This is a genomic window from Pseudoxanthomonas suwonensis, from assembly GCF_000972865.1.
Taxonomy (GTDB): domain Bacteria; phylum Pseudomonadota; class Gammaproteobacteria; order Xanthomonadales; family Xanthomonadaceae; genus Pseudoxanthomonas; species Pseudoxanthomonas suwonensis_B.
The window spans coordinates 935,320-958,757 of the sequence record NZ_CP011144.1 but is presented as its reverse complement, the minus strand read 5'-3'; the positions used below and the strand labels follow the sequence as shown (position 1 = coordinate 958,757).

General features: G+C 70.9%; 18 protein-coding genes. 16 read left to right on the top strand and 2 right to left on the bottom strand.

The features are described 5' to 3' along the window. The first annotated feature begins 332 nt into the window (after window positions 1–332). From WQ53_RS04200 to WQ53_RS04190, 3 genes are all read left to right on the top strand, one after another. Window positions 333–1,274, top strand: coding sequence for a nucleoside hydrolase (locus tag WQ53_RS04200; RefSeq protein WP_052630711.1), 942 nt, complete (start codon window positions 333–335; stop codon window positions 1,272–1,274). A gap of 86 nt (window positions 1,275–1,360) precedes the next feature. Continuing rightward, complete coding sequence (locus WQ53_RS04195; RefSeq protein ID WP_052630709.1) at window positions 1,361–1,609, top strand: type B 50S ribosomal protein L31; 249 nt, start codon at window positions 1,361–1,363, stop codon at window positions 1,607–1,609. A 325-nt stretch (window positions 1,610–1,934) separates the two neighbouring features. Continuing rightward, complete coding sequence (locus WQ53_RS04190; RefSeq protein WP_052630707.1) at window positions 1,935–3,224, top strand: citrate synthase; 1,290 nt, start codon at window positions 1,935–1,937, stop codon at window positions 3,222–3,224. A gap of 310 nt (window positions 3,225–3,534) precedes the next feature. Here the strand turns inward: WQ53_RS04190 and WQ53_RS04185 are convergent, their stop codons facing one another. Together WQ53_RS04185 and WQ53_RS04180 are read right to left on the bottom strand one after the other, a co-directional pair. Then, the gene (locus tag WQ53_RS04185) at window positions 3,535–4,182 is read right to left on the bottom strand and encodes a hypothetical protein (protein WP_052630705.1); all 648 of its coding nucleotides are present in this window, start codon (window positions 4,180–4,182) and stop codon (window positions 3,535–3,537) included. Between the two features lie 89 nt (window positions 4,183–4,271). Next, a complete protein-coding gene (locus tag WQ53_RS04180) occupies window positions 4,272–6,737 on the bottom strand; it encodes a penicillin-binding protein 1A (protein ID WP_052630703.1) in 2,466 nt (821 codons plus the stop codon). 220 nt (window positions 6,738–6,957) lie between these two features. Between WQ53_RS04180 and WQ53_RS04175 the strand changes: the two genes are divergently transcribed. The 13 genes from WQ53_RS04175 (at window position 6,958) to tkt (ending at window position 23,399) form a co-directional block, all read left to right on the top strand. After that, a complete protein-coding gene (locus WQ53_RS04175; RefSeq protein WP_052630701.1) occupies window positions 6,958–8,016 on the top strand; it encodes a pilus assembly protein PilM in 1,059 nt (352 codons plus the stop codon). Beyond that, window positions 8,016–8,792 (top strand): PilN domain-containing protein, encoded by a 777-nt coding sequence (locus tag WQ53_RS04170; RefSeq protein WP_052630699.1) that lies wholly within the window; start codon window positions 8,016–8,018, stop codon window positions 8,790–8,792. Before WQ53_RS04175 ends, WQ53_RS04170 begins: the two co-directional genes overlap by 1 nt. Beyond that, window positions 8,789–9,457: a type 4a pilus biogenesis protein PilO gene (locus WQ53_RS04165; protein WP_052630697.1), complete on the top strand. Its 669-nt coding sequence runs from the start codon at window positions 8,789–8,791 to the stop codon at window positions 9,455–9,457. Before WQ53_RS04170 ends, WQ53_RS04165 begins: the two co-directional genes overlap by 4 nt. Window positions 9,458–9,459: 2 nt before the next feature. Continuing rightward, window positions 9,460–10,005, top strand: coding sequence for a pilus assembly protein PilP (locus tag WQ53_RS04160; RefSeq protein WP_052630695.1), 546 nt, complete (start codon window positions 9,460–9,462; stop codon window positions 10,003–10,005). Between the two features lie 15 nt (window positions 10,006–10,020). Then, window positions 10,021–11,886 (top strand): type IV pilus secretin PilQ, encoded by a 1,866-nt coding sequence (locus WQ53_RS04155; protein ID WP_052630693.1) that lies wholly within the window; start codon window positions 10,021–10,023, stop codon window positions 11,884–11,886. Window positions 11,887–12,007: 121 nt separating this feature from the next. Next, complete coding sequence (locus tag WQ53_RS04150) at window positions 12,008–13,024, top strand: AAA family ATPase (protein ID WP_052630690.1); 1,017 nt, start codon at window positions 12,008–12,010, stop codon at window positions 13,022–13,024. After that, a complete protein-coding gene (locus WQ53_RS04145) occupies window positions 13,021–13,983 on the top strand; it encodes a DUF58 domain-containing protein (protein ID WP_052630688.1) in 963 nt (320 codons plus the stop codon). Before WQ53_RS04150 ends, WQ53_RS04145 begins: the two co-directional genes overlap by 4 nt. A 10-nt stretch (window positions 13,984–13,993) precedes the next feature. Next, the gene (locus WQ53_RS04140; RefSeq protein WP_052630686.1) at window positions 13,994–14,446 is read left to right on the top strand and encodes a DUF4381 family protein; all 453 of its coding nucleotides are present in this window, start codon (window positions 13,994–13,996) and stop codon (window positions 14,444–14,446) included. Next, window positions 14,443–15,465 (top strand): vWA domain-containing protein, encoded by a 1,023-nt coding sequence (locus WQ53_RS04135; protein ID WP_052630684.1) that lies wholly within the window; start codon window positions 14,443–14,445, stop codon window positions 15,463–15,465. The genes WQ53_RS04140 and WQ53_RS04135 overlap by 4 nt, the downstream gene beginning before the upstream one ends. After that, the gene (locus WQ53_RS04130; protein ID WP_052630679.1) at window positions 15,462–17,234 is read left to right on the top strand and encodes a VWA domain-containing protein; all 1,773 of its coding nucleotides are present in this window, start codon (window positions 15,462–15,464) and stop codon (window positions 17,232–17,234) included. The genes WQ53_RS04135 and WQ53_RS04130 overlap by 4 nt, the downstream gene beginning before the upstream one ends. Before the next feature lie 266 nt (window positions 17,235–17,500). Continuing rightward, complete coding sequence (locus tag WQ53_RS04125; RefSeq protein ID WP_236685901.1) at window positions 17,501–19,135, top strand: BatD family protein; 1,635 nt, start codon at window positions 17,501–17,503, stop codon at window positions 19,133–19,135. Between the two features lie 57 nt (window positions 19,136–19,192). Continuing rightward, window positions 19,193–20,503 carry a dicarboxylate/amino acid:cation symporter gene (locus WQ53_RS04120; RefSeq protein ID WP_052630675.1) on the top strand — a complete coding sequence of 437 codons (1,311 nt, stop codon included), beginning with the start codon at window positions 19,193–19,195 and terminating at the stop codon, window positions 20,501–20,503. Between the two features lie 898 nt (window positions 20,504–21,401). Further along, on the top strand, window positions 21,402–23,399 hold the full coding sequence (tkt, locus tag WQ53_RS04115) for a transketolase (RefSeq protein WP_052630674.1): 1,998 nt from the start codon (window positions 21,402–21,404) through the stop codon (window positions 23,397–23,399). Window positions 23,400–23,438 lie beyond the last annotated feature (39 nt).

The following is a 23,438-nucleotide window of genomic DNA, read 5'->3' as shown; positions in this document are numbered from 1 at the left end:
GAAGGCAGTGCCGTCTGGGTGGGCCTGGGAGGAGTGCTTTTGCCTTTGCCGTTGCTCTTCCGATCGAAGCCACATCCTCAAAGTTCCCGAGGCCGTCGTGCCCAGGGGGTCTGGCGCAAGCAGCACAGGGATGTGCTGCGTTCGCGACTCGGAGGCAGGACGCCGGAGCGGAGCGATGCGCCAGACCCCCTGGGCACGGCGGCCCCGTCCGAAGCCGATGCTTTTCGCTTCAAACCGCAACGGTCAGTTCCTCCGAAGCCGACACCCCGCCACCGTTTGCCGTACAGGCCCGGAATGGCGACACTGGCCGGCCGTTCGAGAGCGAGTGAGGCATGAGCGAGAAGATCCCGCTGCTGATCGATACCGACCCCGGCGTCGACGACGCGCTGGCGCTGCTGATGGCGTTCCACTCCGAGGCCCACGAGGTCGTCGGACTGACCATCGCCGCCGGCAACGTCGGCCTGGACCACACCGTGCGCAACGCGCTGAAGCTGCGCGAGGTGGTCGCCCGGCCCGACGTGCCGGTGTTCCCGGGTTGCGACGGCCCGCTGGTCCACGTCCAGCGCGAGGACGCTGCGCACGTGCACGGTCGCGACGGCTTCGGCGACATCGGCTACCCGGATCCGGCCGGCGCGGCCGCCGACGAGCATGCCGCGCTGGCGATCCTGCGCCTGTCGCACGAGCACGCCGGCCGCCTGCTGCTGGTCGCGCTCGGGCCGCTGACCAACCTGGCCCTGGCCCTGCGCCTGGACCCGACCCTGCCGCAGCGGGTGGCCCGGCTGGTGGTGATGGGCGGAGCGGTCACCGCCCACGGCAACATCACCCCGGTGGCCGAGTTCAACGTCGGCTTCGACCCGGAGGCGGCCCACGTGGTCCTGTCCGGCTTCCCGAAGTACGACCTGGCCGACTGGGAGGCGACCCTCGCCCACGGCCTCCACCATCGCCAGGCCGAGGAGTGGCTGGCGGCGGATTCGCCGCGGGCCCGGTTCTACGAGGCCATCTCCCGGCAGACCCGGCTGTGGTCGGAGGACCGCCGCGGCGAGCTGTGGCATTCGGCCGATGCCCTGGCCATGGCCTGGGCGCTGGAGCCGGAGGGGGCGCTGGAACTGGCCGAGCGGCCGCTGGCGGTGGAGACGGAGGGACGGCTGGCGCGGGGCCTGACCGCCGTGGACTGGAACCGGCAGACCGGGGCCGCCGACAACGCCCGGATCCTGTTGCGCTATGACCAGGCCCGGTTCGAGGCCCGGGTCCAGGCGGCGCTGGCCGCTGCCTGACCGGGCCAGGTCCCCGGCCTTGCGCCGGGATGGGGCGGCGGCTAGAATGCCGGGCTCTGTTCCGTCAACTACTTACGGTGTGCGCCATGAAGGCCGGCATCCATCCCGATTACCGCGAAGTCGTCTTCCACGACGTCACCTCCGATTTCAAGTTCCTGACCCGTTCGACCATGGCCGGCGGCAGCAAGGAAACCGTGAAGTGGGAAGACGGCAACGAATACCCGCTGGTGAAGATCGAAATCTCCTCGGCCTCGCACCCGTTCTACACGGGCAAGCACAAGGTCATGGACACCAGCGGCCGCATCGACAAGTTCCAGCGCCGCTACGCGCGCTGAGCCTCGCCTGATACGCCGTCCTCGCGGGCGGCGCAGCGAAGACGCCGGAACGGCCGCGCTTGCGCGGCCGTTCTTCTGTGCCGTTCTGTCATGCGCGTTGACCGCGAATCCGCGGTTGTTCTGTCGTGCACGCCGGCCGCGCTTTGCGCGGCCATTTCGTCGTGCGCGGCGCTCGCACGGCACTACGACTTCTGTCCGAGGGATTCTGGACGGTGGGGTATGCGATAATTCCGGGGCTTCGCGGCCACGGCCGCGGACTCCCTCGCAACCGCATCGAGCGCAACCGCGCGACGTGCGACGCCTACCCCACAGAGGAGCGCACACCGTGTCCAATCTCGACCAGGTCACGTTGAATGCCGGCGACAAGTCGGTGGCCCTGCCGGTGCTTAAACCGACCCTGGGCAACGACTGCATCGACATTTCGAAGCTGACCAAGGAAACCGGGCTTTTCACCTACGATTCCGGTTTCACCGCCACGGCCAGCTGCAAGTCGGCCATCACCTACATCGACGGCGACAACGGCGTGCTGCTGTACCGGGGCTACCCGATCGAGCAGCTGGCCAATCAGTCGACCTTCCTCGAGGTGGCCTACCTGCTGATGAACGGCGAGCTGCCGAGCAGGACCGAGTTCGACAAGTTCGAACACGAGGTCACGCACCACACGATGATGCACGAGTCGCTGAAGAACTTTCTTCAGGGCTTCAACTACGACGCGCACCCGATGGCCATGCTGGCCGGCACCGTGGCCTCGCTGTCGGCGTTCTACCACGACACCCTGGACCTCAACGATCCGGAACAGCGCCGCCAGGCCGCGATCCGCCTGATCGCCAAGGTGCCGACCCTGGCCGCCGCCTGCTACCGCTATTCGATCGGCTGGCCGTCGCGCTATCCGCGCAACAACCTGGACTACGTCAGCCGCTTCCTGCACATGATGTTCGAGGTGCCGAGCGAGCCGCTGGAACTGAACCCGGTGGTGGCCAAGGCGCTGGACCTGCTGTTCATCCTGCACGCCGACCACGAGCAGAACGCCTCGACCTCGACCGTGCGCCTGGTCGGCTCGACCGGCGCGAACCCGTACGCGTGTATTGCGGCCGGCATCACCGCGCTGTGGGGCCCGGCGCACGGCGGCGCCAACGAGGCGGTGCTGAAGATGCTCGAGGAGATCGGCACCCCGGACAAGGTCGAGTCTGCCATTGCCAAGGCCAAGGACAAGGAGTCGGGCTTCCGCCTGATGGGCTTCGGTCACCGGGTCTACAAGAACTTCGACCCGCGCGCCAAGATCATCCGCGAGATGACCCACAAGGTGCTGGGCGAGCTGGGGGTGAACGACCCGCTGCTGGAAGTGGCGATGAAGCTGGAAGAGGCGGCGCTGAAGGACGAGTACTTCATCCAGCGCAAGCTCTACCCGAACGTCGACTTCTACAGCGGCATCATCTACAAGGCGCTGAAGATCCCGACCGAGATGTTCACGGTGATGTTTGCCATCGGCCGCACCGCCGGCTGGGTGGCGCACTGGCTGGAGCAGCAGGTCGACCCGGAAGCCAAGATCGGCCGCCCGCGCCAGATCTACACCGGCTACGACGTGCGCGACTACCGCGGCATCGACCAGCGCTGAGGCGCGGTACCGCTGCCGATACGAAGGAAACGCCCCGCCTGCGCGGGGCGTTTCCTTTTTTGGTGCCCGTCCACTTCCCTTGCAGGAACCGGCCTTGCGGCGACAGGGCGCTGCCTGCACGGCGCGACGTCCCCATGTTTCCGGCACCGCGTCGCCGACTGCCGTCGGCTCCTGCAAGCAAGGCGTGAAAGCCGCGGGCGTGGTGCCGTTGCTGTTCTGTAGGAGCTGGCTTCAGCCGGCGACACGACGCCGTCGGCACAGGCGTCGTCCCCATGTTTCCGACGCCCGTGTCGCCGACTGAAGTCGGCTCCTACAAGGAGCCTTCGTAGCCGGCGATCTCGTCCTCGGCCAGCAGCTGCCGCAGCTGCGCCAGCGAGGCGCGGCGCATCGGCCGCTCGTCCACCGCCGACAGCGGCGCCTGGCGCAGCGCCTGCAGCGGCAGCACGGTCACGTCGAAGGCCAGGTCCTCGGCGCTGAACACCCATACCGGCAGGTCGGCCCGGCGCTCGCGGTCCAGGCGCAGCTGGCGCGTGCGCGACTCGGCCGGGATGCCGTGCCCGTCGAGGAAGCGCGCCACCGCCTCGGCGTCGTCGGTGTAGGCGTGCAGCAGCACCGGCGAGGTGGCGTCGGCGGTGCCTTCCAGCACCGGCCCGACCAGGCGCGGCTCGAAGCCGGCCAGGAACTCCAGCGCCCGCGCCGCGGCCTCGCGCCGCTGCCGCAGCGCACGCGACTGGCTGTCGCCCAGGAACAGGCGCTGGTACTCGCGCAGCGCCTCCTCGATCTCGCGGTTGCGCGGCAGCGAAGCGTCGTCGTGGATGCCCAGGCGGGCGGCGGCCTTGAGCTTGGCCTGGTGGAAGTCGCGGATGCCGCCCTCGGCCATCAGCCGGGCGGCCTCATGGGCCAGGCGCCGCCGCCTCTCCCGGGTCCGCGTCTCGGCATGCTGGCGGGCGCGGTGCATGGCGGCACTCCCGGGTGGACCCGGAAGCGAATGTAGCGCATCGGCGTGAGCGGTCAATCACCCCGCGCCGGGCCCGGAAACGGCCGGGCTCAGAAGATGTCGAACGCGCCCTCGTCGTCCTGCTCGGGGCCGAGGAAGTCGAGGTTGTTGCGCATGCGGTCCAGGTCTTCGACCTTCACGTACTCGGCCAGGCCGCCGCCTTCGGTGGACATGCGGCCGCTGCCGTCGACGTAGACCTTGACCATGCCGGCCGGTGGCTCGTTGGCCGCGATCGGCTGGCCCTCGAGCGCCACCCGCATGTAGTCGATCCAGATCGGCAGCGCGGCGCGGCCGCCGTACTCGCGGTAGCCCAGCGAGCGGAAGTCGTCGCGGCCGACCCAGACCGTGGTCGCCAGGGGGCCGCCGAAGCCGGAGAACCAGGCGTCGCGGTGGTCGTTGGTCGAGCCGGTCTTGCCGCCGACGTCCTCGCGCCCGAGCACCTTGGCCGCGGTGCCGGTGCCGCGCTGGACCACGTCGCGCATCATCGACACCAGCTGGTAGGCGGTGCGCTCGTCGATCGCGCGCGGCGCGACCTTGCCGGCCGGGACCGGCGCGGCCGGCAGGATGGCGGTGGTGGTCTCCGCCGGGGAGGCTGCCGGGGTTGCGGCCGGCGCGGGCGCCGGCGCGCCGAAGTTGAAGCCGTCCACGACCTGCGGAGTGGTCGCCGTGCCCGTGGAGCCGGCGAAGCCGCCGCAGCTGCGGCACGCCACCGCGGGGGTCTCCTTGAACAGCACCTGGCCGCTGCGGTCGCGCACCTCGTCGATGAACCAGGGATCCACCCGCGAGCCGCCGTTGGCGAACACCGCGTAGCCGCGGGCGACCGACAGCGGGGTCAGCGAGGCGGTGCCCAGCGACATCGACAGGTTGGGCGGCAGCTCGGCCTCGTCGAAGCCGAACTGGGCAATGTAGGTGCGGGCGAAGTTGACCCCGATCGCGTCCAGCATGCGCACCGACACCAGGTTGCGCGATTGCACCAGCGCCTCGCGCAGTCGCATCGGTCCGCGGAAGCCGCCGCCGTCGTTCTGCGGCGCCCAGGTGTTGCCGCGGCGGTCGCGGAACACGACCGGGGCGTCGAGCACGATCGAGGCCGGGTTGAAGCCCTTCTCGAACGATGCCGCATAGATGAAGGGCTTGAAGCTGGAGCCGGGCTGGCGCCGCGCCTGGGTGGCGCGGTTGAACATGTTGCCGGCGAAGCTGTAGCCGCCGACCAGCGCGCGCAACGCGCCGCTGTCGGCGTCCAGCGAGACCAGCGCGGCCTGGCCGCGCGGAACCTGGTCTAGCAGGTACTCGCCCTCCTTCTCGCCGCGCCGGACCCGGACCACGTCGCCGCGCTTGAGCAGGGCGGCCGGGCTCTTGCCGGTCCAGCGCGAGGCGGCCGCGGGCAGGGTGACGCTGGCGCCGTTGGCCAGCACGACCCGGGCGCTGCCGTCGGCGGCGGTACCGGCGACCAACGCCGGCAGCAGCGGGCCCTGCGACGAGGTCCCGGCCAGGGCCTTGGCCAGGGTGGCATCGTCGGCGTCGGCGGCCACCTCGGCCTGGCGCTCTACCCCGTGCCAGCCGTGGCGGTGGTCGTACAGGTGCAGGCCGTCGCGCACTGCCTTGTCCGCCGCCGCCTGCAGCTCCGACAGGATGGTGGTGGTCACGTGGTAGCCACGGGTGACCGCCTCGGGCCCGTAGCGGGCGATCATTTCCTGGCGGACCATTTCGGCCAGGTACGGCGCGGACACCTCGACCGGCGGCTCGTGCGGAGTGGCGTGCATCGGCACCGCCTTGGCCGCGGCGGCCTCGGCCGCGCTGACGAAGCGCAGCTCGGCCATGCGGTCGAGGATGTAGTCGCGGCGGATCTTGGCGCGCTCGGGGTTGCTGATCGGGTTGCCGCTGGATGGGAACTTGGGGATGCCGGCCAGCGAGGCCATCTCGTCCAGGCTCAGCTCGTCCAGCTTCTTGCCGTAGTAGTACTCGGCCGCGGCGGCCACGCCATAGGCGCGGTTGCCGAAGAAGCTCTTGTTGAGGTACAGGGCCAGGATCTCGTCCTTGCTCAGCGCCCGCTCCATCTTCATCGCCAGCAGCATCTCGGCCAGCTTGCGCTGGTAGCTGTACTCGGAGCTCAGGAAGAACTGGCGGGCGACCTGCTGGGTGATGGTCGAGCCGCCGGGGACGCGCTTGTCGTCGGTGGTGGCCAGCAGCCAGATCGCCCGGGACACACCCTTGTAGTCGACCCCGCCGTGCTCGTAGAAACGGGCGTCCTCGATGGCGATGAAGGCCTGGCGCAGGCGCTCGGGGACCTCCCCGATGGCGACCGGGTAACGGCGGTTCTCGCCGAAAACGGCCATCAGCCGGCCGTCGGCCGTATAGACGTACAGCGGCTCCTGCAGCTCGACCTCGCGCAGCGACTCGACCTCCGGCAGGCGCGAGGAAAGCACGACGTAGAGGGTTCCCAGGCCGATGGCGGCGAGCAGGGCCAGGCCTGCGGAGGCGATCAGCGCCCAGCGCAGCAGGCGGCGGAGACGGGGCATCGAGGAGGGGTCCGATTGCAGATTTCGCGGCCGCAGAGTATAGATGAGCCAAGGACATTGGCAGGGGGTGTCCGGGGGACAAGTAAGGGGGCGAAGGCCAAGGCCACCCGTGACAGGCATCCCAGCCTGCACATGGGGGTGTTGCCAAGCCTGAAAAAACCGTTATCTAATGCGCGGGCACAGGTAGTTCAGCCAAGTGCCCGTCGGCAGGGGAGAAACCGTGGGGCTCATCCCGAAAAGTACGTCGCCGCTGATCGGCGTCGACATCAGCTCGACTGCGGTCAAGCTGCTGCAGCTGTCGCGCAGCGGCAACCGCTACCGCGTGGAGCATTACGCGGTCGAGCCGTTGCCGCCCAACGCGGTGGTCGAGAAGAACATCGTCGAGGTCGAGGCGGTGGGCGAAGCCATTCGCCGCGCCGTCAACCGGTCCGGCACCAAGGCCAGGAACGCCGCCGCAGCGGTGGCCGGCTCGGCGGTGATCACCAAGATCATCCCGATGCCGTCCGAGCTGGACGAGAACGACATGGAAGCCCAGGTCGAGCTCGAGGCGGTCAACTACATCCCGTACCCGATCGAGGAAGTGAACCTCGACTTCGAGGTGCTCGGGCCGATGCCCAGCAACCCGGAGATGGTCCAGGTGCTGCTGGCGGCTTCGCGTTCGGAGAACGTGGAGCTGCGCGAGTCGGCGCTGGAGCTGGGCGGCCTGGCCGCCAAGGTGATGGACGTGGAGGCCTTCGCGGTCGAGAACGCCTTCGCCCTGATCGCCGACGAGCTGCCGGTGGGCCGCGACGGCGTGGTCGCCCTGGTCGACATCGGCGCGACCATGACCACCCTGAACGTCCTGCGTGGCGGCCGCAGCCTGTACAGCCGCGAGCAGGTGTTCGGCGGCAAGCAGCTCACCGACGAGGTCATGCGCCGCTATGGCCTGACCTACGAGGAAGCCGGCCAGGCCAAGCGCCAGGGCGGCCTGCCCGAGACCTACGAGGTCGAGGTGCTGGAGCCGTTCAAGGAAGCCACCGTCCAGCAGATCAGCCGCCTGCTGCAGTTCTTCTACGCCGGCAGCGAGTTCAACCGGGTCGACCACATCGTGCTCGCCGGCGGTTGCGCCTCCATCGCCGGCCTGCCGGAGATGGTGGAGGAACAGCTGGGCGTGCCGACCCAGGTCGCCAACCCGCTGGCGCAGATGACCCTCGGCCCGCGCGTGCAGGCGCACGCCCTGGCCCAGGACGCGCCGGCGCTGATGATCGCCACCGGCCTGGCCCTGAGGAGCTTCGACTGATGGCACGGATCAATCTTCTGCCGTGGCGCGCCGAACGCCGCAAGCAGCGCCAGCGCGAGTTCCAGGGGATGCTGGGCCTGGCCGCACTCGCGGGCGTGCTGCTTTCTTTCCTGGTCTGGTTCTACTTCGACCGGCAGATCAGTGGCCAGCACGAGCGCAACGCGTTCCTGCAGACCGAGATCGCCAAGGTCAAGCTGCAGAACGAGGAGATCAAGGAACTCGACGCCAAGAAGGACCGACTGCTGGCGCGCAAGAAGGTGATCGAGGAACTGCAGGCCAACCGCTCGCAGATGGTGCACCTGTTCGATTCGCTGGTGCGCACCATCCCCGATGGCGTGACCCTGAACTCGATCAAGCAGGAAGGCGACGTGCTGACCCTGCAGGGCAACGCGCAATCCAACGCCCGGGTCAGCGCCTACATGCGCAACCTGGAAGTGTCGGGCTGGATGACCAAGCCGGACCTGTCGATCATCGAGGTCAAGAGGGGCGACAGGAACGCGCCCGCGCCGACCAGCGCCAGCCGCGTGTTGCCCTATACCTTCAGCCTGAAGGTGCAGCTGGCCAATCCGAGCGCGGCCACCGCGGAAGGCGTGGTGCCGGCGATCGACCCTGCCGCAGCGGAGGCGGAAGCGGCAGCGGCTTCCGTACCGGAACAGGCCGCGCCGGAGGGGGCCCCGGCTGCCACGCCGGCGGTGGAATCGGCCGAACCTGCACCTTCCCAGCCTGAACAGCAGCAACCGGCCGCGCAGCAGACCGAGGGGAGGCCGGCGTCATGAGCCAGAAGAAGAAAGTCAAACTCAGCGACCTGGACTTCAACAACATCGGTGGCTGGCCGCAGCAGGCGAAGATCGTCTTCTGCGTGCTGCTGGCGGCGTTCATCCTGATCATGGCCTACCTGCTGTCGATCCGCGGCAAGGTCGATGAGCTGCGCGGGCTGGAGAGCCAGGAATCCACGCTGCGCAGGCAGTTCGAGGACGAACAGGGCAAGGCCGCCAACCTCGAGCCGCTGCGCCAGCAGCTGGCGCAGATGGAGCAGGTCCTGCAGCAGATGTTGCGGCAGCTGCCCAGCAAGACCGAGATGCCGGACCTGATCATCGACATCTCACAGACCGCGCTGTCCAGCGGCCTGGCCAACGAGCTGTTCCAGCCCGGTCCGGAAACGCCCAAGGAGTTCTACGCCGAGAAGCCGATCGCGCTGCGCATGGTCGGCAACTACCACCAGTTCGGCGCCTTCGTCAGCGGCGTGGCCTCGCTGCCACGCGTGGTGATCCTGACCATGCACGACATCCAGCTGCAGCCGAAGGGCGGCGGGCCCATCACCCGGGGCGGGGCGCTGGAACTGTCCGGTACGGTGAAGACCTACCGTTATCTGGACGAACTGGAGATCGCCGAGCAGGAGAAGGCGTCACAAGGTGGCGCGGGCACGGGAGGCGGCGCATGAGCATGGACCGGAACCGTAGCGCCCTCGCGGTGCGCTGGCTCGCAGCATCGTTCCTGGTGCTGGCACTGGGCGCGTGCGGACGCAGCGTGAGCAGCACGCCTGGCGACGCGCCGAACCTGGAGAAGTGGGTGGCGGATGTGCGCGCGCGTCCTGCGCCGCCGCTGGATCCGCTGCCGGTGATGCAGCAGTTCGAGACCTTCGAATACGCCGCCCAGGACATGCGCGATCCGTTCAGCGACGCCTGGAACAACCCGGACGGCGGCGCGGGCCTGCGCCCGGATCCCAACCGGCGCAAGGAACCGCTCGAGCAGTACCCGCTGGACAGCCTGGACATGGTCGGCACGATCGGTACCGGCAGCGGGCTGATCGCGCTGGTGATGGCGCCGGACCGCGTCACCCACCGGATCCGTCCCGGCGCCTACCTGGGGCAGAGCGACGGTCGCGTGACCTCGGTGCGGGAAGACAGGATCGAACTGGTTGAACTGGTGCCCGATGGTGCGGGCGGTTGGCTGGAACGTCCGGCCTCCATCGCGCTCGAAGATCAATGATTAGGGGATAGCACGATGACCTTTTCCAATGCCCAGAGCCTGCGCACCCAGCGGCGCCCGGCGATCATCCGGGCCTGCGGCCTGGGGCTCGCGCTGGCCCTGACCATGCCTTGCCTTGCCGCGAGCGCGGCACCGCCCGGAACGCAGTCCGCAGCGACCGCCCAGTCGAAGCTGTCGCATGTCGACTTCAAGCGCGGTGACGGCGGCGCGGGCCGGCTGGTCCTGCGCTTCGAGGGCGAGGGCGTGGCCCCCGACCTGCGCAACCAGGACGGCAGCGTGGTGGTGGACGTGGCCAACGCCACCCTGCCGGCCGAGCTGCAGCGTTCGCTCAACGTGGTCGACTTCGCCACGCCGGTGCAGCGCATCGACGCCAAGCCGTATGCCGGCGGCACCCAGCTGGTGCTGAGCACCCGCGGCGCCTACGAGTCGCTGGCCTACCAGACCGGCAACGAATACGTGGTCGAGATCTCGCCGCGCGCGACCGCGGCCCTCGGTGCGGTCAACGCCGGGACCGTCGCCCGCGCCCAGGCACAGGCCGGCAAGCAGGGCTATTCCGGGCGCCCGGTGACCTTCAACTTCCAGGACGTGCCGGTGCGCACGGTCCTGCAGCTGATCGCCGAAGAGTCCAACCTGAACATCGTCGCCTCGGACACGGTGCAGGGCAACGTGACCCTGCGCCTGGTCAACGTGCCCTGGGACCAGGCGATGGACATCGTCCTGCGCGCCAAGGGCCTGGACAAGCGTCGCGATGGCAGCGTGATCTGGGTCGCGCCGCAGCCGGAACTGGCCGCGTTCGAGAAGGCCAGGGAAGACGCGCGCATCGACCTGGAGAACCGCGTCGACCTGATTACCGACTACATCCAGGTGAACTACCACAGCGCCGCGGCCATCTTCAAGGCACTGACCGAGGCCAGGGGCATCGGTGGCCAGGGCGGCGGCGGCGGTGGTGGCGGTGAGCAGGAGAACGGCTTCCTCACGCAGCGTGGTCGTATCGTTGCCGACGAGCGCACCAACACCCTGATGATCAGCGACATTCCGAAGAAGGTCGCGCAGATGCGCGAACTGATCAACGTGATCGATCGCCCGGTCGACCAGGTGCTGATCGAGAGCCGCATTGTCATCGCCACCGACAGCTTCGCCCGCGATCTGGGCGCGCGCTTCGGCATCCAGGGTCGCGAGATCGGCAACAACTACCGGGTGATCAGCGGCTCGCTCGAGAACAACACCAACATCATCGAGAACAACGAGTACGAGATCCCGGGCGGCCTGAATTTCAACCTGCCGGCGACCACCGCCAACGGCGTCAATGTCGGCGCGCTGGCCTACACCCTGCTGGGCGCCAACTTCGCAATCGACATCGAGCTGTCCGCCCTGCAGCAGGAAGGCCGCGGCGAGGTGCTGTCCAATCCGCGCGTGGTCACCTCCAACCAGCGCGAAGCGGTCATCCGCCAGGGCCGCGAGGTCGGTTACGTGACCCTGACCGGTGGTGGCACCACGGGCGCGGTCACCCCGAACGTGCAGTTCAAGGACGTCGTCCTGGAGCTGAAGGTCACCCCGACGATCACCAGTGACGACCGTGTATTCATGGCCGTCCACGTCACCAAGGACGAGGTGCTGCGCTACATCGACACCAGCATCGGCCAGGTCCCGGAGATCGCCACCCGCGAGATCAATACCGCGGTGCTGGTCGACGACGGCCAGACCGTGGTGATCGGCGGTGTGTACGAGTTCACCGACGCCAACAGCGTGTCCAAGGTGCCGTTCCTGGGCGACGTGCCGTTCCTCGGCGCGCTGTTCAAGAAGAAGAGCCGCAGCAAGGAGAAGGCCGAGCTGCTGATCTTCCTGACCCCGAAGGTGATGCGGGTCGAGAAGCGGGCCTGAGCCCCGACCGGCGGCTGCAATCGCACGACAAACGACGGGGCCTGCGGGCCCCGTCGGCTTTTCCGGCCGCCGTTCATCCGGGCAGGGAACTCGGCATCCGCCCATGGGTCAGAATGCCGCCATGGATACCCAGCCTCCCCAGACCCCCACTGCCCCCGAGCCCGCCGCCGGCGACCTGCACGCCGCCTTCGGCGCCCTGCGCGAGAACCTCGCCGCCGCCATCGTCGGCCAGGCAGCGCTGGTCGAGCGTCTGCTCATCGCCCTGCTGGCCGACGGCCACCTGCTGGTCGAGGGCGCGCCCGGCCTGGCCAAGACCACCGCGATCCGCACCCTGGCCGCGCACCTGGAGGCGGATTTCGCCCGGGTCCAGTTCACCCCGGACCTGTTGCCGGCCGACCTGACCGGCACCGAGGTCTGGCGCCCGCAGGAAGGCCGCTTCGAGTTCCAGCCCGGCCCGGTGTTCCACCCGCTGCTGCTGGCCGACGAGATCAATCGCGCCCCGGCCAAGGTCCAGTCCGCGCTGCTGGAGGCGATGGGCGAGCGCCAGGTCACCGTCGGCCGCCACACCTACGCGCTGCCGCCGCTGTTTCTGGTGATGGCCACCCAGAACCCGATCGAGCAGGAAGGCACCTTCCCGCTGCCGGAGGCGCAACTGGACCGCTTCCTGATGCACGTGCGCATCGGCTATCCCGACGCGGGCGTGGAAACCGAGATCCTCAGGCTGGCGCGCGAGCGTGCGCGGCAGACCCTGCACGCGCCGTCGGTACCGGCCGAGCGGATGCCGCAGGCCCAGGTCTTCGCCGCGCGCGAACAGGTCCTGGACCTGCACGTGGCGCCGGCGCTGGAGCGCTACCTGGTCGAACTGGTGCTGGCCTCGCGCGAAGCCGGCCGCTACGACGCCGCGCTCGCGCGGCGCATCGCCTGGGGTGCCAGCCCGCGCGGCTCGATCGCGCTGGAGCGCTGCGCCCGCGCCCGTGCCTGGCTGGCCGGACGCGATTTCGTGACTCCCGACGACGTGCGCGCGGTGGCGCCCGATGTGCTCCGCCACCGCGTGCTGCCCAGCTATGAGGCACTGGCCGAGGGCTGGGACGGCGACCGCCTGGTCGCCGCGCTGCTGGACCGGGTGCCGCCGCCGTGACCGCGCGCGGCCCGGCGACCGCCGTGGCCGATGCCGCGCAGGAAGGCATCGTGCCGACCCTGGCCGAACTGGTCGCGTTGCGCGCCCAGGTGCAGCGCGCGCCGCAGCCGCGCCGCGGCCGGCATGGTGTGCATGGCCCGGCACCGTCCCACCTGCGCGGCCGTGGCATGGAATACGCCGAATCCCGCGAATACACGATTGGCGACGACGTGCGCCGGATGGACTGGCGGCTGACCGCGCGCAGCGGTCGCGCCCATACCAAGCTGTTCCAGGCCGAGCGCGAGCGGCTGACCCTGCTGGTCGCCGATACCGCGCCGGCGCTGTACTTCGGCACGCGCGTGCGCTTCAAGTCGGTGCAGGCGGCGCGCGCCGGCGCGGTGGCGGTGTGGTCGGCGCTGAAAGCCGGCGACCGGATCGCCGCACTGCGCGGCGGCGAGCCGGCGATCCCGCCGGCCACCGGGCTGCGCGGAGCGATGCGCGTGCTCGATGCGCTGGCGCGCTGGTACGCGAGGCCGCCGCAGGACGACGCCGGGCTGGAAGTCGCGCTCGAACATGCCCAGCGCCTGCTGCGCCCCGGCGCGCAGCTGCTGGTGCTGGCCGACGCGGCCAGCGCGGTGCAGGTGCCGGCGTTGCGCTGGACCGCGCTGGCGCGCCACCACCAGGCCACGCTGGTGCTGCTGCAGGATCCGCTGGAAACCGCGCCGCCGCGACACGAGCTCGCGTTCCGCGCTGGCGCGCGGCGCCTGCAGCTGGCGCTGGATCGCCCCCGTGTGCGCGAGCACTGGAACGACGCGTTCGTGGCCCCGGCGCAGGAACTGTCGCGCACGCTGCCCGCGCTGGGCTGGCAGGTGCGGCTGCTGTCGAGCGATGCCGATTCCAGCGACTGGCTGCGTCCGCAGGATGCGGCGACCGCCGCGGAAGACGCGGCCGGCGCCACCCGGTCGACGGCGGCGGGTTGAGGGAGCGCGCATGGATCCGACCCGCCTGCCGCTGCGCGACGTGCACCTGCCGTCGTCGCCGTCCTGGTGGCCCCCGGCGCCCGGCTGGTGGTGGCTGGGCGCGGCGGTCGCGCTGGCGCTGCTGGCCTGGGCGGGTTGGCGCGCATGGCGCCGCGCGCGCCGCCGCCGCTGGGCGCGCTGGTTCGATGCCGGCAGCGCGCACGGAACCTTGCCCGAGCGCCTGGCGGCGATGTCGGCCCTGCTGCGCCGGGCGGCGCGGCGGCGACAGGCCGGCGCCGAACTGTTGCAGGGCCCGGCATGGCTGCAGTTCCTGGACGGCGGCCGAGGCAGCGCCTTCAGCGCGGGTGCGGGCCGCGTGCTGCTCGAGGGCGGCTTCCGTCCGCAACTCGACCCGGACGAGTTCGCCGCCGCGCAGGCATTGGCGCGCGCGCGCTTCCTCGAACTGATGGAAGGGCGGCGATGAGCGCGTGGTGGACAGCGTGGCAGGAAGGCTTCGCCGGTTTCGCCTGGCCGTGGGCCTGGGCGCTGCTGCCGCTGCCACTGCTGGTGCGGCTGCTGCTGCCGGCACGGCGCAGCAGCGCGCCGGCCCTGCGCGTGCCCTGGGGTGCGCGCCTGGACGGCGTGGCCGATGGCGGCATCGACGGCATCCGCGGCGCATGGCTGCTGCCGGTGCTGGCCTGGGTGCTGCTGTGCGCCGCCGCCGCGCGCCCGCAGCAGCTGGGCCAGGCGCAGGTCCCGCCGCGCGAGGCGCGGCAGATGCTGCTGGCGGTCGACCTGTCCGGCAGCATGAGCGAGAACGACATGGAACTCGGCGGCCGGCCGGTGGACCGGCTGACCGCGGCCAAGGCGGTGATCGCCGACTTCCTCGGCCGCCGCGCCGGTGACCGCGTCGGCCTGCTGGTGTTCGGCCAGCGCGCCTACATGCTCACCCCGCTCACCCTGGACCGCGATTCGGTGCGCCTGCAGCTGCGCGACAGCGTCGCCGGCCTGGCCGGGCGCGAGACCGCGCTGGGCGATGCGATCGGCCTGGCGGTCAAGCGCCTGCGCGAACAACCCGAGGGCCAGCGCGTGCTGATCCTGCTCACCGACGGCGTCAACACCGCCGGCGTGCTCGATCCGGTCAAGGCCGCCGAACTGGCCGCCGCCGAAGGCGTCCGCGTGCACACCATCGCCTTCGGTGGCGGCGGTGCGGCGTTCTCGCTGTTCGGCATCCCGGTCCCGATCCAGGGCGGCGAAGAAGTGGACGAGGACACCCTGCGCAAGGTCGCGGAGATGACCGGCGGCCGCTTCTTCCGCGCCCGTGACACCGGCCAGCTGGCCGGCATCTATGCCGAACTCGACCGGCTGGAACCGGTGGCGGTGGCCGCCGCGCCGGTGCGGCCGCGGATCGAGCGCTATCCGTGGCCGCTGGCCGCTGCGCTGGTGCTGGCGATCGTGGCGTTTCCGCTGGCGCGGACCGGCGCGCGGAGGCAAGCCGCATGAGTGCCTGGCTGCCGCACTGGCTGCAGTGGCCGGAACTGCACTTCCTGCGTCCGCTCTGGCTGTGGGCGCTGCTGGCGTTGCCGCTGCTGTGGCTGCTGTGGCGCCGCCGGCGCCGGCAGGGCTGGCGCGACGCGGTCGATCCGCACCTGCTGCCGCACCTGCTCGAGCCCGCGCGCGGCCGCGGCGGACTGCGCCTGGCTGGCGTCGCGCTGGCCTGGACGCTGGCGGTCGTCGCCCTCGCCGGACCGGGCTGGCGCCAGGAGGAGCGTCCGCACTGGGAGTCGCGCGCACCGCTGGTGGTGGCGCTGGACCTGTCGTCCTCGATCCTCGCGCCGGACATGGCGCCCACGCGCCTGGCCCAGGCCCGGGCCAAGATCGCCACGCTGCTGCGCGAGCGCCAGGGTGGCGAGGTCGGGCTGGTCGCCTGGGCCGAGGACGCGTACACGGTCGCCCCGCTCACCGCCGATGCCGGCAACATCGCCCTGTTCCTCGACGCGCTAGCGCCGGACGTGATGCCGGTGGACGGCCACCGCCCGGAGCGCGCGATCACCCACGCGGCCACCCTGCTGCACCAGGCCGGCTTCGAGCGCGGCGACATCCTGCTGGTCACCGGCCACGCCGACGCGGCGGCAAGGAACATCGCCGCGGCGGTGGCCGGGCAGGGCTACCGCATCTCGGTGCTGGGGCTGGGCAGCGCGGCCGGTGCGGAGTACCAGGACCGCGCCGGCATGGCGCAGCCGGTCCGCCTCGACGAAGCCTCGCTGCGCGCGCTGGCCGGCGCCGGCGGTGGGCGTTACGTAAAACTGGGCGTGGACGATGCCGACCTGCGCGCGCTGGGCGTGCTCGATCCGGCAGCCGAGGTCGCCGCCGAACGCGGCGGCGGACAGCGCGTCTGGTTGGACCAGGGCTACTGGCTGCTGCCGCCCCTGCTGCTGCTGGCCGCGCTGGCGTTCCGCCGCGGCGCCGGCGTGCTGGCCGCGTTGCCGCTGGCGCTGCTGCTGTCGCTGCCCGCGCCGGCGCGGGCGGCCGACGCCGAGGGCGGCTGGTGGCGACGCGCCGACCAGCAGGCGCAGCAGCGCATCGAGCAGGGCGTGGATGCCTACCGCGAGGGCGATTTCGCCGCGGCCGAGCAGGCGTTCGCCGGTGCCGGCGCGCGCGGCGCCGAGGCCCAGTACAACCTCGGCAACGCGCTGGCCCGCCAGGGGCGCTACGACGAGGCGATCGAAGCCTACGACCGCGCGCTGCAGCAGGCGCCCGGCATGGAGGACGCCATCGCCAACCGCAAGGTGGTCGAAGCCGCGCGCCAGCGGCAACCGCCGCAGGGCGGGCAGGGCCCGCAGGACCCGCGGAACCGGGATGGAAGCGGCCAACAGGATTCGCAGGACGGCCAGGACACGCCATCCTCGCCGGCGCAGGACCCGTCCTCGTCGGGCGAAGGCGAAAATCCGCAGCAGGAGCCCGGTCGGCCGGATACGCGCCAGCCGTCGTCGCAGGCCGGCGATCCGCCGCAGCCCGAGGACGCGCAGGCGCGCGAGCGCCAGGAGCAGGCCGACCGCGAACAGCGCGAGCGCATGCAGCGTGCGCTGCAGGGCCAGGAGGAAGAGCAGCCGCAGGAACAGCAGGCGCGCGACGCCGGCGAGGATGCGCAGGCGCGGGAACAGCGGCAGGCGCGCGAAGCCTGGCTGCGGCGGGTGCCGGACGATCCGGGCGGGCTGCTGCGCGCCAAGTTCCGGCTCGAACACGAACGCCGCCAGCGGGAAGGACGATGAGCGCGAACGGCATGTTTTCCAGGGGTGGTGTGGATGAGTCGGTGCTTGCGTCGCCACGTCCGCACCGCCGTGCCCCCACTCACCCGTCGTCCCCGCGCAGGCGGGGATCCAGTGACTTCGATCCACCCCTGCCGCAGCCAACTCGAAGGCACCCGCTGACCAGCCATTCGGCTGTGGAAAAAACGCTTCCCGCGTCCGCGCGGATGGCGGGGTTTGTCCGGACCCTTCCTGGCGCGCGTCGTACACGTGGGGCGGCCGGGGAACGGATGGCGCGGGTGCTGTGGCTGCTGCTTGCCTGCCTGGCCGCTGCGCTGCCGGCGCACGCCGAGACCCGCGCCTGGCTGGACCGCAACGTGGTCGCGCCGGGCGAGGCGGTGACCCTCAACATCGAGACCGACCAGCCCGGCGCCGCACCGGACTACACGCCACTGCAGGCCGACTTCGAGCTCGGTCCGCCCTACCGCAGCAGCACCGGCGGCAACCGGACCCTGTTCGGCGTGGCCCTGACCCCGCGCCGTGAGGGCGCGCTGGACGTGCCGGCGGTCAGGGTCGGCAGCGAGCGCACCGCGCCGCTGAAGCTGAGCGTGTCGGCGCGCGCGCCGGCAGCGGTGCCGCGCGGCGACGTGTTCCTCGAATCGCGGGTGGACGATCCCTCGCCCTACGTGCAGCAGAGCGTCGGCCTCACCGTCCGGCTGCACTACGCCACGCCGCTGCTCTCGGGCGAACTGACCCAGGACGCGCCGGATGGCGCCTCGCTGCAGCGCACCGGCGAGGACGTGCAGAGCAGCCGCGAGATCGGCGGCCGCCGCTACCGGGTGGTCGAGCGCCGCTACCTGCTGGTGCCCGAGCGCAGCGGACCGCTGGAGGTGCCGGCGCCGCGTTTCCGCGGCCAGGGCGCAGGCGGCTTCTTCGACGATTTCTTCGGCACCGACCGCCGCCTGTCGGCCGATGGTGCGGCGCAGTTGCTGCAGGTGCGCGCCCAGCCCGATGGCGCGCCGCAGCCGTGGCTGCCGCTGCGCGACCTGCGCCTGCGCTACCAGGCCGAGCCCTCGCAGGCGCGCGCCGGCGCGGCGGTGGAGATCGTGGTGGAAGCGGTGGCGCAGGGCGCGACCGCGGCGCAGTTCCCGGAGATCCCGGCGCCGCAGGTGGACGGCGCGCAGGTGTTCGCAGAACGCGCCGAGAGCACCGAGCGGTTCGTCGACGGCGGCCCGCAGGTGACCGTGGTGCGCCGCTTCTCGGTGGTGCCGCTGCAGGCCGGCGCGCTGCGCGTGCCAGGGCCGCGGATGTGGTGGTGGGATACCGCCGCCGGCCGGCCGCAGGTGGCGGCCTTGCCCGACCTGCAGCTGGAGGTCGCCGCAGCCGCGGCCGATGCCGCGCCCGGCGTGGGGGACAATCCGTCGCCTGCTCCCGCATCGGCTTCCGCCGATGCGCTGGCGCCCGATCCGGTCCCGGTGCCCGGTGCGGCGTCGCCGCGACTGTGGCTGTGGCTGGCGGCGGTGTTCGCGCTGCTGTGGCTGGCCACCCTGGCCGGGCTGCTTTGGTCGCGGCGCGCGCGCCGGAGCGCGGCGGCGGCAGGTCCGTCCGCGTCGCATGCGGCGGCGCGGCCGACCGTGCCCGACCTGCGGCGCACGCTCGACGCGGGCACGTTCGACGAGGCGGTGCGCCTGCTGCAGCGGATGGCCTCGCCGCCGGCGGCGGACCTCGACGAGGTGATCGCGCGGTTGCAGGATCCGGCGCAGCGGCAGGCGCTGGAAGCCATGCGACGCGCGCTGTGGGCCGGCGAGGGCGAGCCGGCGGCCGCGCGCGCGGCACTGCGCGCCGCGTTCCGCGAAGGCCCGCGCTGGCAGGCGCCAGCACGCGGGGAGGCGTCGCCGCTGCCGCCACTGTATCCGCCGCGCTGAGGCGCCGCGCGCCGGTTTGCTAAGCTGCCGCCTGCTTCGAATCCGGGAAAACACCGCATGACCGCGACCGCACGCCGCCCCTGGCCGATGCCGTGGAAGATGGGCCTGGGCTTCGGCCTGGGCCTGGTGCTGGGGCTGCTGGTCCACCTGACGGCCGGCGCGGATGCAGCCTGGGTGCAGGCATTCACCAACTGGGTGACCACCCCGGCCTCGCGCCTGTTCCTCAACCTGATCTTCATGCTGATCGTGCCGCTGCTGTTCTCGGCGCTGGTGATGGGCATCGCCGAGATGGGCGACATCCGCGCGCTCGGCCGGATCGGCTGGAAGACCCTGGCCTACACCGTGGTCCTGTCCAGCATCGCGGTGCTGCTGGGCCTGGTGCTGGTGAACCTGCTCGAGCCGGGCGCCGGCGTGGACCCGGCGCTGGCGCAGCAGCTGCTGGTGCAGAACGCCGACCGCAGCCGCGAGATCGTGGCCAGCGTCGACTCCCAGCCGCGCGGCATGGACATGCTGCTGTCGATCGTGCCCAGCAACGTGGTCGACGCCGCCTCGAGCAATGCGTCGATCCTGGCGCTGATGTTCTTCGCGGTGATGTTCGGCGTTGGCATGGTGATGACTGCCGATGCGAAGGTGGCCACGCTCAAGCGCGGCATCGAGGGCATTTTCGAGATCTCGATGACCCTGATCGGCCTGGTGATCCGCCTGGCGCCGTACGCGGTGTTCTGCTTCATGTTCAACCTGGCGGCGATCTTCGGCTTCGACCTGCTGCTGCGGCTGGGGGCGTACGTGGGCGTGGTGGTGCTGGCGCTGGCGCTGCACATGTTCGGCACCTATTCGATCGCGGTGCGGATGGTCGGGCGTTCGCCGCTGAAGTTCTTCCGCGACATCCAGGAAGCGGCGGTGATGGCGTTCTCCACCGCCTCCAGCAACGCGACCCTGCCGACGGCGTTGCGTGTGGCCGACCAGATGGGCCTGCCGCAGAAGGTCTCGCGCTTCGTGCTGACCGTGGGCGCCACCGCCAACCAGAACGGCACTGCGCTGTTCGAGGGCGTGACGGTGATCTTCCTGGCCCAGTTCTTCGGCGTGGACCTGACCCTGGGCCAGCAGTTCATGGTGATGCTGGTGTGCATCCTCGGCGGCATCGGCACTGCCGGTGTGCCATCGGGCTCGCTGCCGGTGGTGGCGCTGATCTGCGCGATGGTCGGTGTCGACCCGATCGGCATCGGCCTGATCCTGGGCGTGAACCATTTCCTGGACATGTGCCGGACCACGCTCAACGTCAGCGGCGACCTGACCCTGGCCACGCTGGTGGCGCACCGGGAAATGGACGACGTGCCGGGCGAGAAGCCGGTGGCTGCACCGGTTTAGTCCAGCCTGGGTCGCGGCAGCGTCGCCACGGCGCTGCATGGTGCGTTCTTCGTCGAGCATTGACCGCAACCGCAACCGCAACCGCAACCGCAACCGCAACCGCAACCGCAACCGCAACCGCAACCGCAAGGTCAAAAGCGCCGGGTGTAGTCGGCTTCGGGCTGAGCCGCGGCGAGCCGGGAGTATTGCGGTCGTCTCGACGGCACATCCATGTGCCGACTCGCCGACGCGGCCATCCATGGCCGCTGCCGCAATACTCCCGGCCCGCCACGTCTTCCGGGAGCTTCCGGGTCGTGGCTCCGTTCACAGGCGATGAGCAGGGCAAAGCTTTTTGTAGGAGCGGGCATGACCGCGACCCGACGCCGTCGGCCCAGGCGACACCCTCGTGATTCCGACGCCCGTGTCGCGGTCATGCCCGCTCCTACAGAAGGCAGCGCCGTCGTGGGTTTACCCCCTTCCTTTCGCCGCAGGCGAAGGGGAGGGTCGGGGAGGGGTGCTTTTGCCGTTGCTCGTCCGATCGAAGCCACGACCTACAAGCCACCCGAGGCCGTCGTGCCCAAGGGGTCTGGCGCAAGCAGCACAGGGATGTGCTGCGGTCGCGACTCGGAGGCAGGACGCCGCAGCGGAGCGATGCGCCAGACCCCCTGGGCACGACGGGCCCTTCCGAAGCCGCCCACCCCCGCCGCCTTGCTTCTGCCGTTGCCTCGCTTCCGGAATCAGGAACCAGCCCCAAACCGTTACATCCAAAACCTAGAGACGGACATTCCCGGGGAAAATGGCGCCTGGAACGGCACAGGAGGCATTTTTCCGTCCGTCCGGCGGGACAGGAGCGGACAAGGGATGGGACAATGGGCGGCCCGCAGCGCCGCGGGTGCCCTGAAGACCACGCCGACCGCACATGACGACGCCTACCCGCCGCCAGCTGGCCAACGCCATCCGTTTCCTCGCCGCCGACGCGGTCGAAGCCGCCAAGTCCGGCCATCCCGGCATGCCGATGGGCATGGCCGACATCGCCGAAGTGCTGTGGAACGACTACCTGCGGCACAACCCGTCCGATCCGCACTGGGCCGACCGCGACCGCTTCGTGCTGTCCAACGGCCACGGTTCGATGCTGCACTACGCGCTGCTGCACCTGAGCGGCTACGACCTGCCGATCGAGGAGCTCAAGCGCTTCCGCCAGCTGCACAGCAAGACCGCCGGCCATCCCGAGCGCTACGAGACCCCGGGCGTGGAGACCACCACCGGACCGCTGGGCCAGGGCCTGGCCAACGCGGTGGGCTTCGCCCTGGCCGAGAAGCTGCTGGCGCAGCGCTACAACCGTCCCGATTTCGATGTCGTCGACCACCGCACCTGGGTGTTCATGGGCGACGGCTGCCTGATGGAGGGCGTCTCCCACGAGGCCGCTTCGCTGGCCGGCACCTGGGGCCTGGGCAAGCTGACCGCGTTCTGGGACGACAACGGCATCTCCATCGACGGCGAGGTGCACGACTGGTTCACCGACGACACCCCGGCGCGCTTCGAGGCCTACGGCTGGCACGTGGTACGTGGTGTCGACGGCCACGATCCGGAGGCGATCAAGGCCGCGATCGACGCGGCGCTGGCGGTGGACGACAAGCCCAGCCTGATCTGCTGCAAGACCATCATCGGCTTCGGCGCCCCGCACAAGGCCGGCAAGGAGGAGTCGCACGGCTCGCCGCTGGGCAAGGACGAACTGGAAGGCGCGCGCCAGGCGCTGGATTGGCCGTACCCGGCGTTCGAGGTGCCGCAGGCGATCTACGACGGCTGGCGCGGCAACGCCGGCCAGCAGCGCCAGGCGCAGTGGCAGCAGCAGTTCGACCGCTACGCGGCACAGCATCCGGAGGCGGCGGCCGAGCTGTCGCGCCGGCTGCGTGGCGAACTGCCGGAAGGGTTCGTGGAGCAGGCCGATGCGTTCGTCGCCAAGGTCCAGGCCGAGGCTCCGACCATCGCCTCGCGCAAGGCCTCGCAGAACACGATCCAGGCCTTTGCCCCGCTGTTGCCGGAACTGGTCGGCGGTTCGGCCGACCTGGCCCCGTCCAACCTCACCCAGTGGAAGGCCAGCAAGTCGGTCACCGCGGCCGACCCGGACGCCAACTACGTGCACTATGGCGTGCGCGAGTTCGGCATGAGCGCGATCGCCAACGGCATCGCCCTGCACGGCGGCTTCCTGCCGTTCGACGCGACCTTCCTGGTGTTCTCCGACTACGCGCGCAACGCGGTGCGGATGAGCGCGCTGATCCCGGCGCACGTGATCCACGTCTACACCCACGACTCCATCGGCCTGGGCGAGGACGGCCCGACCCACCAGCCGGTCGAGCACCTGGCCACGCTGCGCTACATCCCCAACAACGACGTGTGGCGTCCCTGCGACGCGGTCGAGTCGGCGGTGGCGTGGAAGGCGGCGGTGGTGCGCCAGGACGGCCCGAGCTGCCTGGTGTTCAGCCGCCAGAACCTGCCGCACCAGCCGCGCAGCGAGGAGCAGGTCAAGCTGATCGAGCGCGGCGGCTACGTGCTGGCCGACGCCGAGGGCGGCGCGCCGGACGTGATCCTGATCGGCACCGGTTCGGAACTGTCGCTGGCGGTGGAGGCCAAGCAGGTGCTGGACGCGGCTGGCCTGCGCACGCGCGTGGTGTCGATGCCGTCGACCGACGTGTTCGACCGCCAGGACGCGGCCTACCGCGAGTCGGTGCTGCCGAAGTCCGTGCGCAAGCGCGTGGCGGTGGAGGCGGGCGTGACCGGCTTCTGGCACAAGTACGTCGGCCTGGACGGGGCGGTGGTCGGCCTGGACCGCTTCGGCGCCTCGGCCCCGGCCGGCGACCTGTACAAGTACTTCGGCATCACCGCCGACAAGGTGGTGGAGGCGGCGAAGGCGCTTTGAAGGCCGGTCCGGGTTCATCGGCCAGCCCGTCGTCCCGCC